Raw genomic sequence first — 14830 nt, 5'->3', positions numbered from 1 at the left:
CCTCCGTGTGGAGTGGGAAGTCGGCCCCGCCGACTTCCCACTCCGCCGTTTGCTGCCAGGGATGGGATGGGCAAGCGAGTCGCCGAAGCAGCGGGCGCACCAGAAGTCGGGCCCGCCGACTTCCTACTCCGCCGTTCGCCCCCGGGACGGGACGGGCCGGAGAGGTGGGCGCAGTAGAAGTCGCCGCCGACTTCCTACTCCGCCGATCGCCGCCCGAGGCCCGGACGGCCCGCCCAGGCGAGGGCGGGCCGAAGCAGAGGGTGCGCCAGAAGTCGGGCCCGCCGACTTCCTACTCCGTTGCTCGCGCGCGGGGCGAGGCGGGTGGGTGCGGTGGACGGCGGATCTGCCGGCTTCCACTGCGGGCCGGGGCTACGACTGGTCGGGCTGGGTGGCGGCGAGTTGGGTCAGGTGGCGTTCGGCGGCGCGGAGTTTGCGGCCGTCGGGGCCGGGGAGGTAGGCGCGCAGTTCGATGATCTCGGGGGCGATGCGGAGGGCCTCGGCGCGGTCCGGGATCGCGCGCCAGCAGGCTTCGGCGTTGGTCGCGGCGTGCTGGGTCTCGGGGTGCTCGGGTCCCTGGGAGCGGAGCAGCGAGAGGGCCACCTCGCGGTAGATGTCGGCGGCCTCCGCCGTCCGACCGGCGAGGCGGGAGACGTGGGCGCGGACCTGGCGGACCTGCAAGACCGGGGCGGAGACGGCGCCATGCTCGGCGATCGCCTCCAGTTCGAGGGCGAAGGCCAGGTCGGTCGCGGCCGCGTGGTCGCCGGCGTCGGCGCTGCGGACGATCCGGCCGATCACCTCCCGGTAGTCGGCGCGAGGTTCGGAGGCGGGCGACTCGGAGGCGGACGGCTCGGAGACGGGCGGCTCGGAAACGGGGGATTCGTCGGCGGGCGGCTCGGGGGCGCTTTCGGGGGCGGGTTCCGGGTCGGCCTCGGCTTCGGCCGGCTCAGCGAGCTCCGGTTCCGGCTCGGGCTCGGGCTCGGGCTCGGGCGCGGGCGCGGGCTCTTCGGTGGGCAGCTCGGCAGCCTCGGCGACCTCGGCGGGCTCGTCGGCCGGGGGCTGCCAGGCGTCGGGCTTCACGAGGTCGACGGGCTTCGGCGGCAGCGGCGGCGTGGCCGGGACTCCGGGCTTGATCAGGTCCACCGGGCCCTCGGCCGACGGCACCGGCGCGCTCTCAGCCTCCGGCGCGGGCGCGAGCGCAGACGCGGGCGCGAGGTCGGCGGCCGGCTTGTCCAGCGTCACGGCGGGCCTCGGCCGGGGCACCGCGCCCGCCACCACGTCCGGCACCGCGTCCTGCGGGACGGCCTCCTGCGGCACCGCGTCCCGGGGCGCGTCGCCCCACGGCGCGTCGTCCCAGGCGACGTCCTCGGGCGCGGCCGGGCGGGGCAGGAGGGCGGCCGGGGTCGGGCCCTCGTACGGGCTGTCGCCGCGCCGCGCGGTGTTGCGGAAGAGCGGGCGGTCGGGCGCGTGCGTGGCGACGACGACCACGTCCGGGCGGAGCACCGAGTAGACCTGCCCGCTCAGCTGCTCGGGGGCGAGGACGGCGTCCGCGCCCGGGCGGCCGCCGTGCAGGGCCTCGATCAGGGCGCGGGTGAAGGTGCCGATCTGCTCCGGATCGGGGCTGACCACGGCCCACAGTGGCAGGCCTTCGGCGAGCGGCGCGCCGTTGCCCTGGAGCAGCGGCCAGGCGTTCTGGTCGGCGCTCAGGTCGGCGATGACCAGGGTCTGCCAGTCGGCCGGGCGGTGCCGCAGTTCGGTGGCGATCGCCTGCCAGGCGAGGCCGTCCTGCCGGATGCTGCCGGGCTTGGAGTCCCGCAGGGTGAGGTGGAGTTGGCCGCCGCGCTTGTCGGCGAGCAGGTGGCCGCCGAGGTGGACGAGCAGCGGTCCGGGGTGGCGGGCGGCGGCCCGCAGGTGGGCGAGGACGGTGTGCGGGTCGCTCGCGCCGGGAAGGTGCACGGCGTCGACGGCGTCGGCGGCGAGCAGGACCTGCGGGGAGACGGCGGCGAGCATCGCGGAGAGCACCGGGGCCTGGGCGGGTCCGCCGCGTCCCCAGGTGCGGCGGCCGGAGGTGCCGTAGCCGCCCTCGACGACCAGGATCCGGCCGCGCGGGGCGCTGCCCAGGCCGCCGCCGAGGCCGGGCAGACCGTGCGCGGGGGTGGCACCGGGGTGGCCGGGAACGGTGAACGGCAGCGGCGTCGCACCGGGCGCGAGCGGCGCACCGGGAAGACCGGGCCCACCCGGAAGACCAGGCCCACCGGGCGCACCGGGGAGACCGGGGAGACCGGGCGCGCCCGCCGCACCGCCCATGGCGGGCATCCCGGTGACGGTCCACCCGGTGGACGGCGCGGGCGGTCCGGGCACCGGCCCCGCGGCAGGGACCGCGGCCGGGGCCGAGAGCGGGGCCGAGAGCGGGGCCGAGACCGGCGGCGGCTCGTACAGCGCGGCCGGCCCGGGCGGGTGCTCCTCGTAGGGGTTGCGCGGGGGCCGGGGCGGCACGGCGTCCCGGGGACCCGCGTCCGTCGCGGGGTCGGGACCTCCGGGGACCGCCGTAGTCTCCGCCATCTCCAGGTCACCCGCCCCGCCCCGCCGCTCAGCGGCGTCTGCTGCCTTGCCCCGCGTGGTGCCGGTCACCACACCCGTGGGCGCCACCCTACGAGATCCCGGCACGGGCGAGCCAGGCCGGGTGGGCGATCCGCCCACGCCCGGCGGAGGGTGACGGGGCGGCGGAGGCGGGCGGGCTGCGTCGCCGGGCGCCGCCGGGCTGCGGCGGCGGACGACGGGACCCCCGCCGCCGGTGTCCGGATCTGCCACAACCCCGTCATTGCGGCCGTCCGGGCCCCGGCACGATGATCGGGGCATGCCCGAACCGCACAACGTCGTCATCGCGGCCTTTCCCGGAGTGGAACTGTTGGACGTCACCGGCCCGGCCGAGGTGTTCTCGGTCGCCTCCCGGGTGCTCGGCCCCGGCCGCCCCGGCTACCGGGTGCGGATCGCGACGGCCGACGGCGGCGAACTGCCGACGGCCGCCGGGGTCCGCCTGCTGTCCGACCTGGCCCTCCACGAGGTGACCGGCCGGGTCGACACCCTGCTCGTGTCGGGCGCGATCAACCTGGTCGACGGCGCGGCGGAGCCGGTGGTCGACGCCCGGGTGACCGCCTGGCTGCGCCGGGCGGCGCCCGCGGCCGGCCGGACCGGTTCGGTCTGCGCCGGCGCGCACCTGCTGGCGGCGGCCGGGCTGCTCGACGGGCGCTGCGCCACGACGCACTGGCTGAGCGCGGCCCGGCTGGCCGCCGACCACCCGCTGGTCACCGTCGACCCGGACCCGATCTTCCTCCGCTCCGGCCGGGTGTGGACGGGCGCCGGCGGTACGTCCGGGATGGACATGGCGCTCGCGATGGTCGCCGAGGACCACGGCCGGGAAGTGGCACTGGCCGCCGCCCGGACGCTGGTGATGTACGTCAAACGCTCGGGCGGGCAGAGCCAGTTCAGCGTGCCGCTCACCGCGCAGGCGCAGGCCCAGGCCGAGGCGCCGGTGGACGACCGGATCGACGAGCTGTGCCGGTGGATCGCCGACCACCTGGCCGACGACCTCTCGGTCGACGTCCTGGCCGCGCGCGTGCACCTGAGCGTGCGTCACTTCTCCCGGACGTTCCGGCAGCGCACCGGGAGCACGCCGGCCGGCTACGTGGAGGCCGCCCGGCTGGAGGCGGCCCGGCGGCTGCTGGAGGAGAGCGACCACAGCCTGCCGGTGGTCGCCGGGACCAGCGGCCTGGGCTCGGTGGAGACCCTGCACCGCTCCTTCCAGCGCCGACTGGGCACCACGCCCGCCGAGTACCGCCGCCGCTTCCGGTAACCCCCCGGCTCCCCCGCGCACCACCCCGCCCCGGTCCCCGCCGGGCGGACCTCCGGCGTGCCCGCGACCCAGCGGCCGCCCCGACACCCTGGAGCACGCCATGTCCCGTACGAAGGTCGTCCCGATCCCGGTCGTGGGCCGGCACACCGTCAACGCCTACCTGCTGCTCGGCCGGCGGCCGGTGATCGTCGACGCCGGGACGCCCGGCAGCGGCCGGCTGATCCTCGACCGGGTCGCCGAGCACGGGGTGGACCCCGCCGACGTCGCGCTGATCGTCATCACCCACGGCCACATCGACCACTTCGGCTCCGCGGCCGAGCTGAGCCGCCTGACCGGCGCGCCCGTCGCCGGTCACGTCGCGGACCTCGGGCCGTACCGCGCCGGGCGCGCCCGCGCACCCCATCTGCCGACCGGTCCGATGGGCCGCGCCATGGACCGTCTCCCGGCGCTTCACGTCGGGACCGAGCCGTTCGAACCCGAAGTGCTGATCAGCGCCGAGACGAGCCTGGCGGACTTCGGGGTCGAGGGGCGCGTCATCCCCACGCCCGGGCACACGGCGGGCTCGGTCTCCGTCCTCACCGACGAGGGCGAACTGGTGGCCGGCGACCTGGTCGCCAACTCCTTCATGGGCTTCATCCCCGGCAAGCCCGCCAACCCGCCGTTCCACGACGATCCGGTCCGCAACCTCGCCAGCCTCCGGGCGATGCTCGCGCTCGACCCCACCACGCTGCACGTCGGCCACGGCGTCCCGCTCCGGCCCGAGCGGGTCCGGCGCTGGGTGCAGCGGGAACACCACCGCCTGGCCCGGCTCCAGGCCGCCGGACGCCTCGTCACCCGGGCCGCGGACCCCGAGGAGGCCTGACCCCGGGCGGGACTTGATTTCCGGCGGCGCGCGGCGGGTTCGTAGGGTGAGGGCATGATCGACGGAACCCCTGACACCTCCGACGGCCCGGCGGCCGCCGAGTCCCCGCTGATCGGCAGCCTGCGCGCGGCCGTCGCCGCGGCGCCCGGCGATGTGCCGCTGCGGCTGCACCTCGCCGAACTGCTGCTCGCCGCCGGGCACGGTGACGCGGCGGTGGCGGAGGCGGCCGTCGCGCTCAGCCGGGCGCCCCAGGACGCGCAGGCGAAGGCCCTGATGGCGCGGGCCCTGGCCGGCCCGACGCCCCCACCCTCTGCCCCGATCCCCGCTCCCGCTCCCGCTCCCGCCGAGCAGCCCACCGAACAGCCCGCCGAGCAACCCCCGCAGCAGGGCGGCGGCTTCGACTGGGCGGCGGCCGCGCAGGAGGTCGAGGATGTCCTCCCGCCCCGGTTCACCGCCGGCTACCGGAACAACGGCCCGCAGGAGGCCCCGCTCCCCGTCGACGGCGCGGCGGGCGACCCCGGCGACGCGAGCGCGTACGACGTGGAGGCCCCCGACCGCCCCGGCGCGGTGCGGCTGGCCGACGTCGGCGGAATGCGGGAGGTGAAGGACCGTCTGGAGGCCGCCTTCCTCGCCCCCATGCGCAACCCGGAACTGCGCAAGCTGTACGGCAAGAGCCTGCGCGGCGGCCTGCTCCTGTACGGGCCGCCCGGCTGCGGCAAGACGTTCATCGCCCGGGCCGTCGCCGGGGAGCTCGGCGCGAACTTCATCTCGGTCTCGATCAACGACGTGCTCGACATGTGGCTCGGCAACTCCGAGCGCAACCTGCACGAGGTGTTCCAGACCGCCCGCCGGCAGGCGCCGTGCGTGGTCTTCCTCGACGAGCTGGACGCGCTCGGCGCCAAGCGCAGCCGCACCGCCCACACCGGCATGCGCAACACCGTCAACCAGCTGCTGACCGAGCTGGACGGCGTGGGCGACGTCAACGACGGGGTGTTCGTGCTCGCCGCCACCAACGTCCCCTGGGACGTGGACATCGCGCTGCGCCGCCCCGGCCGGCTCGACCGCACGCTGCTGGTGCTGCCGCCCGACGGCCCGGCCCGCGACGCGATCCTCCGCTACCACCTGCGGGACCGCCCGATCGAGTCGGTGGACCTGGCCAAGCTCGTCAAGGTCACCGAGGGCTTCTCGGGCGCCGACCTGGCGCACGTCTGCGAGAGCGCGGCCGAGTCGGCCCTGCTCGACTCCGCCCGCACCGGCACCGTCCGCATGATCAACACCAAGGACCTGCTGGCCGCCGCGAAGGCGGTCCGACCGTCCACCGAGCCGTGGTTCGCGGCCGCCCGCAACGTGGCGATGTTCGCCAACGAGGGCGGCGTGTACGACGAACTGCTCGCCTACCTGAAGAAGGCGCGAAAGCTGTGACCGTGCTCAACCCGCTCGTCGAGCAGGCGTCCGCCCTGATGGACCTCGACCGCCACGACGACGCCCGCGCGCTGCTCGCCCGGCGGATCGCCGAGGACCCGTCCGACGCGAACGCCTGGCTGCACCTCGCCACCTGCCATCTGACGCTGCGGGACTTCGACGAGGCGCTCGCCGCCGCCGGCGAGGCGGCGGCCCTCTCCCCGGAGACCTCCTACGCCCAGTACGTGCGGACGATCTCACTGCGCCGGCTCGGCCGGCCGGACGAGGCGCTGGCCGCCGCGCACGAGGCGATCCGGCTGGCCCCGAACGGCTTCCGGGGCTTCATCGCCCTCTCGGAGGCGCTGGGCGCCTGGCAGCCGCGCTGGCCCGAGGCCCTCGACGCGGCGGCGACGGCCGTGCGGCTCGGCCCGGAGGAGGTCGGCGCGCACTACGCGCTGTGGAAGGCCGCGCTGTTCAACGGCCGCCTGGACGTGAGCCGGCAGGCCGTGCGGGAGACCCTGCGGATCGACCCGCAGAACGCCTGGGCGCTCACCGAGTGGGCCGGGTACGTCGCGGCGGAGGCCGCCTCCCCGCCGCTGACCGGCGCGGGCGCCAAGCTGCCCGCCGCCGCCGACGCGTTCGCCACCGCGCTCGCCGTCGACCCGCAGGGCACCTGGCTGCGCCAGGGCCTGGACCGGACGGTGTTCCGGATGCTGCGCGGGACCCGCTGGCTCGGCCTGCTCTGCCTGGTGCTCGCGGCCCTGGCCGGGCGGGTGTTCCCGACCGGCGACGACCCGACGGCGCTGCCGGGACCGCTCGGCACCCGGCTCTACGCGCTCGCGCTGATGGCCGCCGTCTGGGGCTTCGGCGCCTGGCGCCGCTACCGGGCGATGCGCGGCGGCGTGCGGATGAGCCTGTGGTCGCTGGTCCGGCGGGTCGGCCGGGCGCGGCTGATCGTCGGGCAGTCGGCGTGGTGCACGCTCACCGCCGTGGTGATCGTGACCGTGCCGTGGACCGAACGGACCGTCCCCCAGGTGCTGTTCTGGGTGGCGCTGGTGCCGACCCTGCTCACCGTGTGGTACGAGCGCGCGGAGATGCGCGGCTGAGCGGGTGCGCCCGGCCGGGGGCCTCCCGGCCGGGCGCACCACGGCCGGCGGCTCGGCGACCACCGGCCGGCGGCCCCGGTCAGAGGTCGATCCGGACCTCCACGTTCGGCTGCCAGAACGCCTGGCGCTGCGCGATCGCGGCGTCGCCGATCTCGTTCCAGTACGGGTCGACGTCCGCGCAGCCCGGTATGCCCAGGCCCACCAGCCAGGTCAGCAGCAGGTCCATGCCCGGCGCGCCGGGGCCGCCGGAGCGGTTGGCGGCGGCCTTCAGGGCGTCGTAACCGCTGCTCAGACCGGCCTTCTTGGACCAGCTCGCGGCCGCCCCGATGGCGGACATCGGGTGGTGCTTGAACTTGGGCGCCACGAACCCGTCGGCCTTGGCCTCGTCCACTCCCGTGACGTAGGTCAGGTCGGTCTTGCCCTTCTCGCAGAACACGATGCCCAGGTACCCGGGGTCGCTGTTGGCGAAGGCCATGATCGCCGGGTACCCGGTCTCCTTGTACACCGCCTTCGCGATCTCGGGGAGGGTCCCCGGGATGTCGGTCTCCGTCACGAACATCCGCCATCCCAGGCCGAATTCGTACTCCTCCCCCGGGGCCTGTGCCGCCGACGCGAGGTGGCCGAGCGGGTTGTTGGACCTGGCGACGATGATCAGGCTGTTGGTCATGCGGTGATGCTACTGATCATCACGGAAACTTCAAGGGATCATCACATCAATACTTTCCGGCGGGACTTCAGGAGCCCGCCAGCAGGTCCCGCAGCAGTGCGACCGTGTCGGCGTCGAGGTCGCGGCCGGTGCGGCGGCTGAGCGCGTCGAGGCGGTTGACGGCGCGGAGCAGCTGGTCGCGAGCGCCGGCGGAGGCGTAGGCGTAGAACAGGTCGCGGTGCAGCAGTTCGACGTCCGGGGCGACGGCGAGGCCGCGGAAGACGGCGGCCTCGGCGCTGCGGTGGTCGCCGTACTGGAGGCGGCGGGCGGCGAGTTCGTGGGCGGTGTCGACGATCGCGGCGATCATGTCCTGCCGCTCGGCCTCGGCCCAGCCGTACGCGGCGGGCGGGGCCTCCGCGAACGGGGCGCCCCGGACCAGGGCGAGGGCGTGGGCGAGCGCGGCGTCGGCGGTGGCGCTGGTGCTGCGCATGCCGCGCCGGTAGAGGCTGCGGAACTCGTCCCAGTCGCAGGTGACGGTGGGGGCGAAGGCGTAGCCCTCGGTGGAGTCGGTGACCAGGAAGGCCCGGCCCTCCGCGGAGGTGCCCAGCCAGGCGGCCAGGTCGGCGAGCTTGTCGGGCAGCGGGCTGCGGCCGTCGGCGGCGGTGGGGTGCGGGTCGAGGTGGGCCGCGCCGGGGTGCAGGTCGTGGTCGAGGGCGGTGTGGTCGGCGCCGGGGCGCAGGGCCAGATAGGCGGCGAGCTCGGTGAGCCGGGTGACGGCGCCGGGTTCGGCGGTGCCGCCGGTGCCGGCCACGTCGACCGGGCCGAGCAGGCGGATCCGGGGGGCGGTGCGGGTGGCGTGCGCCTCCGGGGAGCGGAGGATGGCGAGCAGGTCGTCGCTGTCGCTGCGGCCGGGGGTGGTGCGGGCGGCCGGGAGGGGCATCGGGGCGGCGGCCGGGCCGGGCTCGGGCCGGGCGGGGACGCGCGGGGCGAGGGCGGCGGGGGCCGGGGCCGGGGCCGGGTCGTGCGTCGGCGCCGGTTCGGGGACGGGGGTGGGGACGGGCGCGGGAACGGGGGCGGGCTCGGCGGCTGGCACGGGGGCCGGGGTGGCCGGGGCGACCGGGGTCACCGGCTGGACGGGCGCGACCGCGGTGGGCAGCCCGAGGTTCTGGGTGGTCTCCTCGCCGTCCGAACCGTCCGAAGCGCCGGGGCCGTCCGAGCCGTCCGAAGCGCCGGAGCCGTCGGAAGCACCGCCGGCCGGCTCGGGGGTCACGGGCGTCCCGACCGGGTAACCCGCGGCCGGGCCGGCCGGGACCGCCGGGACCGCCGGGCCGACCGGTACGGCGGGCGACGCGCCGGCCTGCCGCCCGAGGCCGTTGATCAGGTGACGCTGGCCGGGCAGCGCGGCGGGCCCGACCGGCACGATCGAGGCCGGCGCCGAGGCCGGGGCGGACCCCGACGGCGAGGCGGCACCCGACGGCGACGGCGCCACCGAGGCCGAGGCCGGCGCCGCCGGGTCGGTGCCCGCGAACGGGCTGGCGCCCGTGCCGATCACCCGGGCGAGCAGCCGCGGACCGGCCGCGTCCGGGCCGTCCGCGTCGTCCTCGTCCCGGTCCGCCCCGGTGCCCAGCGCGCTGCCGAGCGCGGCGTCCAGGGTGGCGAACGGGAAGCCGCCCGCCGGCCCGTCCGCACCCGGCCCCCCGGCCGCGCCGACGGCGGCGAGGACCGGGACGGCGACCTGGAGTTCGGCCGGTTCCAGCTCCTCGCCGTCCAGGGTCCAGGCGGGGGCGGGGAGCTGGGTGCCGTCGTCGGCGGCCCGGAGCAGCTCGGTGACCTGCTCGTACTGACCGGTGGTCAGGCGCTGGAGCTCCAGGGTGAGGTGCAGGCCGGGGATGGTGGCCTGGCCGGTGGCCGGGAGGGTCCAGCGGGCGACCGGGCCGGTGCCGCGCTCGGGCGCGCGGGTGACCACGGCGACGCAGGTCCGGGGCCGGGCGTCGAGCAGCCGCCCGAGTTCGGCCGGGACCTCGCCGCCGGGCTGGTGGGCGCAGAGCACGATCTCGGGGGTCCAGGACTCGTCGGCCTGGCCCCGGCTGCGGGCGTCCCGGGGGCTGACGGCCTCGGCGGCGACGAGCGTCGCGCGGGCCTTGGCGGTGCGCGGGCCGAGGGCGGTGAGCGCGGCCTCCAGGGTGGGGTGCCGGTGGACCCGCTCGGCGGCGGGGCCGCTGATCGGCACCTCCTCGGCGAGGTCGACGAGGTGCAGGTGGAGGCGGTCGGCGAGCGGGCTGTGGGCGAGTTCGAGGGCCAGCGTACGCAGGACGTCGCGGGCGTCGTCCGGGTGGCCGGACAGGTGGAGCAGCCGGACGGTCTCCAGGTCGGCGAGGACCACCGAGCCGTCGGCCGAGGAGCCGAGGGTGACCAGCGCCGGGTAGGGGGCGGCGGTCTTGCGGGCCTGGCCGGGCGAGAGCAGGCCGTCGGAGTCGGCGGCGCACCACCAGATGTCGGGGGTGTGCGCGGCGCGGAACGGGGCGATCGGCTCGGCGGCGCCGGAGAGGTGGAGCTCGATCGTCTTGGTGGGGGTGATCCGGGCGGCGACGATCGCGGGCAGCCGCTTGCCGCCGCGGACGGTGTTGCGGGCCATGCTGCGCAGGGCGCGGTCGAGCAGGTCGAGGCCGGCCTCGTCCTGGCGGGCCCGGAGTTCGGCCTCGAAGGCGGCGGCGGGGGCGGCGGGCATCGCGATCCGGTGCCGGGGGCGCCGGGCGCGCAGCTGGCCGCCGCGCTTGCGGGCGACGGCGCCGACCATGATCGCCGCGAGCAGCACGCCGACGGTGGAGGCGGCGAGGGCGACGGTGTAGTCGTCGCTCGGGGCCTGCTCGGCGTGGGCGGCGGGGGTCTGGGCGTCGGCGTGCGGCGCGGGGGTCTGGGCCGGGGCCTGGGCGGGGGCCGGGGCCGGGCTCTGGGCGGCCGGGGGCTGCGCGGGGGCCGGCTGCGCCGGGGCGGGCGCGGGCTCCTGGGCCGGAGCGGGCGCGGGCGCGGGCTCCGGAGTCGGGGCGGGCGCGGGGGCGGGGGCAGCAGCCCCCGGCACGCTGAGCACCATCCCGGGCACCACGACGTCCGGGTCGGTGAGCCGCTCGCCGTCCGGCGCCTGCACGCCCTTGTTCGCCTCGAACAGCTTCGGCCAGGCCTCGGCGTCCCCCAACTCCCGCTCGGCGATGGCCGACAGGCTGTCGCCGGGCTTCACGGTGACGGTGCCGGCGCCCTGCGGCGTCCCGGCCGGAGCCGGGGCCGGGGCGGGCGTCGGGGTGGGAGCGGGCACGGGCGCAGGGGCGGGTGCGGGGGCCTTGGCCTCGTCCGGCTTGGCGTCGGCCGGCATCAGCAGCTGCCAGCCGGGGTGGATCGGCCGCTCCGCGTCGAAGCGGGTGCCCGAATCGTCCATCACCCGGCCGTCGTTGAGCTTCGCGATCTCCACCCACCGCTCGCCCGAGCCGAGTTGGCGCTCGGCGATGGACCAGAGGCTGTCCGCCGGCCGGCTGTCCCGGACGGTGTAGCCGGGCTGCTGCTCGGCGGCGGGGGCGAGGGCCGGCGCGGCCTGCGCGGCGGGTAGCGCGGCCCGCTGCACCCCGGCCACCGACTGGGCCGACGCGGCGACCGCCGGGGCGTGCTCGGCGGTGGCGGCGAAGGCCGAACCGGCCACCGGCAGCAGCGCGATGACCGCGCCGACCAGCCCGGCGGCGGCCCGCTGGCTCCAGCCGAACGCCGGGAGCCGCCGGGCCACCCGGCCGCGCAGCTGCGCCGGGACCTCCAGCAGGACGGAGAGCGCGAAGCAGGCCCAGCCGATCCAGCCGACCACCACCAGCAGCCAGAGGAACAGCCGCCCGTCGTCGGGGCTGGTCAGCAGCGCGCCGAGGCCGTCCGGCGCGAGCGGGCCCATGTCGAGCACCGCCCGGGTGCCGTACAGCAGCAGCGCCGGGACGCCGACGAGCAGGCCGAGCAGGGTGATCAGGGCCGCGATCGCGGCGAGCACGGCGCCACCGCGGCCTCGTCGGCCGCCACCGCCCCGGCGGGACGGTCGCGGCGCCGGCCGCCGGCCGGACGCGGGGGTGGCGGGCACACCCCGGGCCGGCCGCCCGGCCCGGGTGCTCTGGTCCTTGGCGCGTGGCGCGGCCATCAGTCGGTCTCCGCTTCCTTGACTCCGTGGGCGAGGACTGCGCTGCCCCGGCCCGTCACCATCCCTGCGCCGAGCTCACCGAGCAGGACCGGCGTGTACGTGCCCTGCACCGTGATCTCGACGGACGCCCCGTCGAGCGAGAACTCCACGTGGCCGGTCAGGCCGTACAGCCTGAGGTAGCCGTTGGCGGCCTCCTCGACGTAGTCCCGCCTGACCTTGTACCCCGCGCCCTGCAACAGGGCGGCCTCGTCGAGCTGCTGGCCGCCCACCCGGGCGGCCTCCTGCGCGTAGCCGTCGAGGCGCTCGGCGAACCGCAGTTTGCCGCCGGCGTCGATGACCAGCGCGATGACCAGGACCACGTAGGCCGCGCAGATCGCGACGAAGATCGAGAGCGCGCCCCGGTCGGTGCGGGTCCGCAGGCGGTAGGGCAGCCGGGAACGCAACGGCGACGCCCCCCGCACCCGCACCATGGCACCCCCTGCCGGCCCGTCCGTCCGCCCTCCCCCGGGCGCTCTCCGCTTGCGTCTCCCCCGCCCGACGGCTCGCCAATCCCCTTTCGGCCACCTCGTCCTCACGAGATCCTCACCGGCTCCGGTAGCGGTCGACGACCGAGACGAACCGCCCGGTGAGCGTCTTGGTCAGCGGCACGTCCGGCCCGCCGACCAGGTCGCTCAGGCCGACCTCGCACCGCACCGTCACCTCGACGGTCGCCATCGCGACGCCGTGGCTGACCAGTTCGCCGTGCGCCACCGAGGCCACGTTCGCGTTCGCGCAGCGGACCCCCTGCTGCTCCAGGGAGTCCTTCGCGGCCTTCTTCGCGGCCTCGTCCATCCCGGCCACGCTGCGGGCCAGCGAGGCCGTCCGGGCGGACGACCGGGCCGCCGCCTCCACCATGCCGGCCGCCGTCTCCACCCGGCCGACCGCGACGGTGGCCAGGATCAGCGCGGCGATGGCGGGCGCGAGGAAGCCCATCTCGACGGCCACGCCGCCGCCGTCCGGCCCGTGCGTCGACCGGGCCACCCGGCGTCCGGCGAGCCGCCGCAGCCGCAGCGGCAGCCGCCCGGCCGCCCGGATCGCCCTCACGGACCCACCACCGGCGGCGGGACGAAGCGCTCGCGCGGCGCCTCGGCGTGCTGCCGGACGGTCGGCGGCGTGATGAACGGGACGACGACCGGCGCCGCCACCTCCACCGTCACCCGGACCAGCACCGGCGTGCTGCCGTCGGTGCTGACCACGTGCCCCGTGCTGCCCTGCCGCACGAGGAAGGCCTCGGCCTGGCTGCGGGCCGCCGCGTCCTTCACCGCGTCGATCTGGTTGCCCTGCAGCCGTCCGGCGTCGGCGCCCTCCCGGGCGGCACTGAGGGCGAGTTGGCGGTAGTACCACCACAGGCCGGTCTGGGCGACGGTCAGGATCAGGATCAGCACGACCGGGAACACGATGGCCAGGCTCAGGCTCATCGACCCCCGGTCGGTGCGGGGGTGGTGGCGGAGGCGGTGGCGGCGCTGCGTCACTTGGTCGCGCCACCCGCCCCCGGGTACTGCGGGTCCTGGTTGACCTTCTCGACGACCTTGTCCTTCAGGCCGACCAGCGCGACCGTCACCAGGCCCGCGACGAACACCAGCGCGATGATGGCGAGCGCGAGTTCGATGCTGATGGCGCCCTTGTCGCCGCGCGCCCGGGCGGCCTTGACCCGGCCCATCCGGAAGTGGAACAGCAGCAGGGCGAACTGGATCGGCAGCAGCGTGGCGCCGGCCACCAGGTTGACCAGGGATTTGAGGTGACTCTTCATCGGGTGCTCCAGGGGAGTGGTGTGGTGACGGAGGGAGCTGACCTCCGCGACGGGTGCCTCAATTGAGCATCTTGTGCAGCGCCGGGAAGATGATCAGGACGGTCATCAGCAGGGTGAGCGCGGAGCCGGGGGCGACCATCCGCTCGCTGTCGGCGTTGGCCCGGGCGAGGTCCTCGGCCAGCAGTTCGCCGCGCAGGCCCTTGGCCCGGGCCCGCAGCGTGTCGTAGACGGCGGCGCCGTCCGTCCCGGAGATCCGCATGATGTCGGCCACGTCCTGGAGCGGGGTCAGGCCCAGCTCCACGGCCAGCGCGTCCAGTCCGGCCCACGGCGGGAGCCGGTCGGTGGCCGCCCGGTCCAGCGCGTCCCGGATCCGGCGGAAGACCGCGCCGCGCCCGACCGCGGCGGCCCGGCGCAGCGCCTCGGCCGGGCCCAGGTCGGCGGCCCGCTCCAGCGCGACCAGCTCCAGGTAGGCGGCGATGCCGTGCAGGTACTCGACCCGCGCCTCCTTGGCCTCGCCGCGCACGATCGCGTCCGGGACGAAGAAGAGCAGGCCGGCCAGCAGCGGTCCGGCCACCAGCGGCAGCGCGAACGGCAGGCTCATGTCCAGCAGCAGCACCGTCACCGCCAGGTAGGGCGGCAGGACGAGGCCGAGCAGGGCGAAGAGCAGCTTGTGCGCCATGAACCGGGCCGGGGTGCGGCCGATCAGCGCGAGTTCCCGCTCGGGGATGCGCACCCCGCGCAGGGTGACCGAGCGCTCGCCGATCCGGTCGTACCAGCGCGGCCGCTCGTCCGGGTCGGGGGCGCGGTCGGCGGGGGTGCGGTGCAGCCGGTCTAGGGCCTGGCCCAGGTCGGGCGGCGAGGGCCGGAGTTCGGAGATCAGCAGGGCGAGGCCGCCGGCCGCCGCGGCGCCGGCCAGCACGGACCAGGGGGAGATCATCGGACCTCCCCGAGCATCCGCGGGCCGCCGTCGGTCCCGGCCGGCGGGCCGGCCTCCGCCGCCCCGTCCGCGCCGCC

12 protein-coding genes are annotated in these 14830 nt (G+C 76.9%); 4 read left to right on the top strand and 8 right to left on the bottom strand.

All coding sequences use genetic code 11. From position 1 onward, the window contains the following. Positions 1–369 precede the first annotated feature (369 nt). On the bottom strand, positions 370–2559 hold the full coding sequence (locus AB0N76_RS17195) for a hypothetical protein (protein ID WP_363557865.1): 2190 nt from the start codon (positions 2557–2559) through the stop codon (positions 370–372). Between the two features lie 295 nt (positions 2560–2854). Between AB0N76_RS17195 and AB0N76_RS17190 the strand changes: the two genes are divergently transcribed. From AB0N76_RS17190 to AB0N76_RS17175, 4 genes are all read left to right on the top strand, one after another. After that, positions 2855–3850, top strand: coding sequence for a helix-turn-helix domain-containing protein (locus tag AB0N76_RS17190; RefSeq protein ID WP_363557863.1), 996 nt, complete (start codon positions 2855–2857; stop codon positions 3848–3850). A 100-nt stretch (positions 3851–3950) separates the two neighbouring features. Then, the gene (locus AB0N76_RS17185; RefSeq protein WP_363557861.1) at positions 3951–4712 is read left to right on the top strand and encodes an MBL fold metallo-hydrolase; all 762 of its coding nucleotides are present in this window, start codon (positions 3951–3953) and stop codon (positions 4710–4712) included. Between the two features lie 54 nt (positions 4713–4766). Continuing rightward, complete coding sequence (locus AB0N76_RS17180; protein WP_363557859.1) at positions 4767–6134, top strand: ATP-binding protein; 1368 nt, start codon at positions 4767–4769, stop codon at positions 6132–6134. Continuing rightward, on the top strand, positions 6131–7219 hold the full coding sequence (locus AB0N76_RS17175; protein ID WP_363557857.1) for a tetratricopeptide repeat protein: 1089 nt from the start codon (positions 6131–6133) through the stop codon (positions 7217–7219). Before AB0N76_RS17180 ends, AB0N76_RS17175 begins: the two co-directional genes overlap by 4 nt. Positions 7220–7298: 79 nt before the next feature. Here the strand turns inward: AB0N76_RS17175 and AB0N76_RS17170 are convergent, their stop codons facing one another. The 7 genes from AB0N76_RS17170 to AB0N76_RS17140 form a co-directional block, all read right to left on the bottom strand. After that, positions 7299–7886 (bottom strand): hypothetical protein, encoded by a 588-nt coding sequence (locus tag AB0N76_RS17170; protein ID WP_363557855.1) that lies wholly within the window; start codon positions 7884–7886, stop codon positions 7299–7301. Positions 7887–7953: 67 nt separating this feature from the next. Next, positions 7954–12027: a LysM peptidoglycan-binding domain-containing protein gene (locus AB0N76_RS17165; RefSeq protein ID WP_363557853.1), complete on the bottom strand. Its 4074-nt coding sequence runs from the start codon at positions 12025–12027 to the stop codon at positions 7954–7956. Then, a complete protein-coding gene (locus tag AB0N76_RS17160) occupies positions 12027–12497 on the bottom strand; it encodes a hypothetical protein (protein WP_363557851.1) in 471 nt (156 codons plus the stop codon). The genes AB0N76_RS17165 and AB0N76_RS17160 overlap by 1 nt, the downstream gene beginning before the upstream one ends. A 112-nt stretch (positions 12498–12609) precedes the next feature. Then, positions 12610–13110: a pilus assembly protein gene (locus AB0N76_RS17155; protein ID WP_363557849.1), complete on the bottom strand. Its 501-nt coding sequence runs from the start codon at positions 13108–13110 to the stop codon at positions 12610–12612. After that, on the bottom strand, positions 13107–13484 hold the full coding sequence (locus AB0N76_RS17150; RefSeq protein WP_363557847.1) for a TadE family protein: 378 nt from the start codon (positions 13482–13484) through the stop codon (positions 13107–13109). Before AB0N76_RS17150 ends, AB0N76_RS17155 begins: the two co-directional genes overlap by 4 nt. 50 nt (positions 13485–13534) lie before the next feature. Next, positions 13535–13816 carry a hypothetical protein gene (locus AB0N76_RS17145; RefSeq protein WP_363557845.1) on the bottom strand — a complete coding sequence of 94 codons (282 nt, stop codon included), beginning with the start codon at positions 13814–13816 and terminating at the stop codon, positions 13535–13537. Positions 13817–13874: 58 nt separating this feature from the next. Next, positions 13875–14753 (bottom strand): hypothetical protein, encoded by an 879-nt coding sequence (locus tag AB0N76_RS17140; RefSeq protein WP_363557843.1) that lies wholly within the window; start codon positions 14751–14753, stop codon positions 13875–13877. Between the last annotated feature and the right edge of the window lie 77 nt (positions 14754–14830).

Source organism: Kitasatospora sp. NPDC093806, assembly GCF_040683335.1.
Taxonomy (GTDB): domain Bacteria; phylum Actinomycetota; class Actinomycetes; order Streptomycetales; family Streptomycetaceae; genus Kitasatospora.
This window is presented reverse-complemented; position numbering and strand designations above follow the sequence as displayed.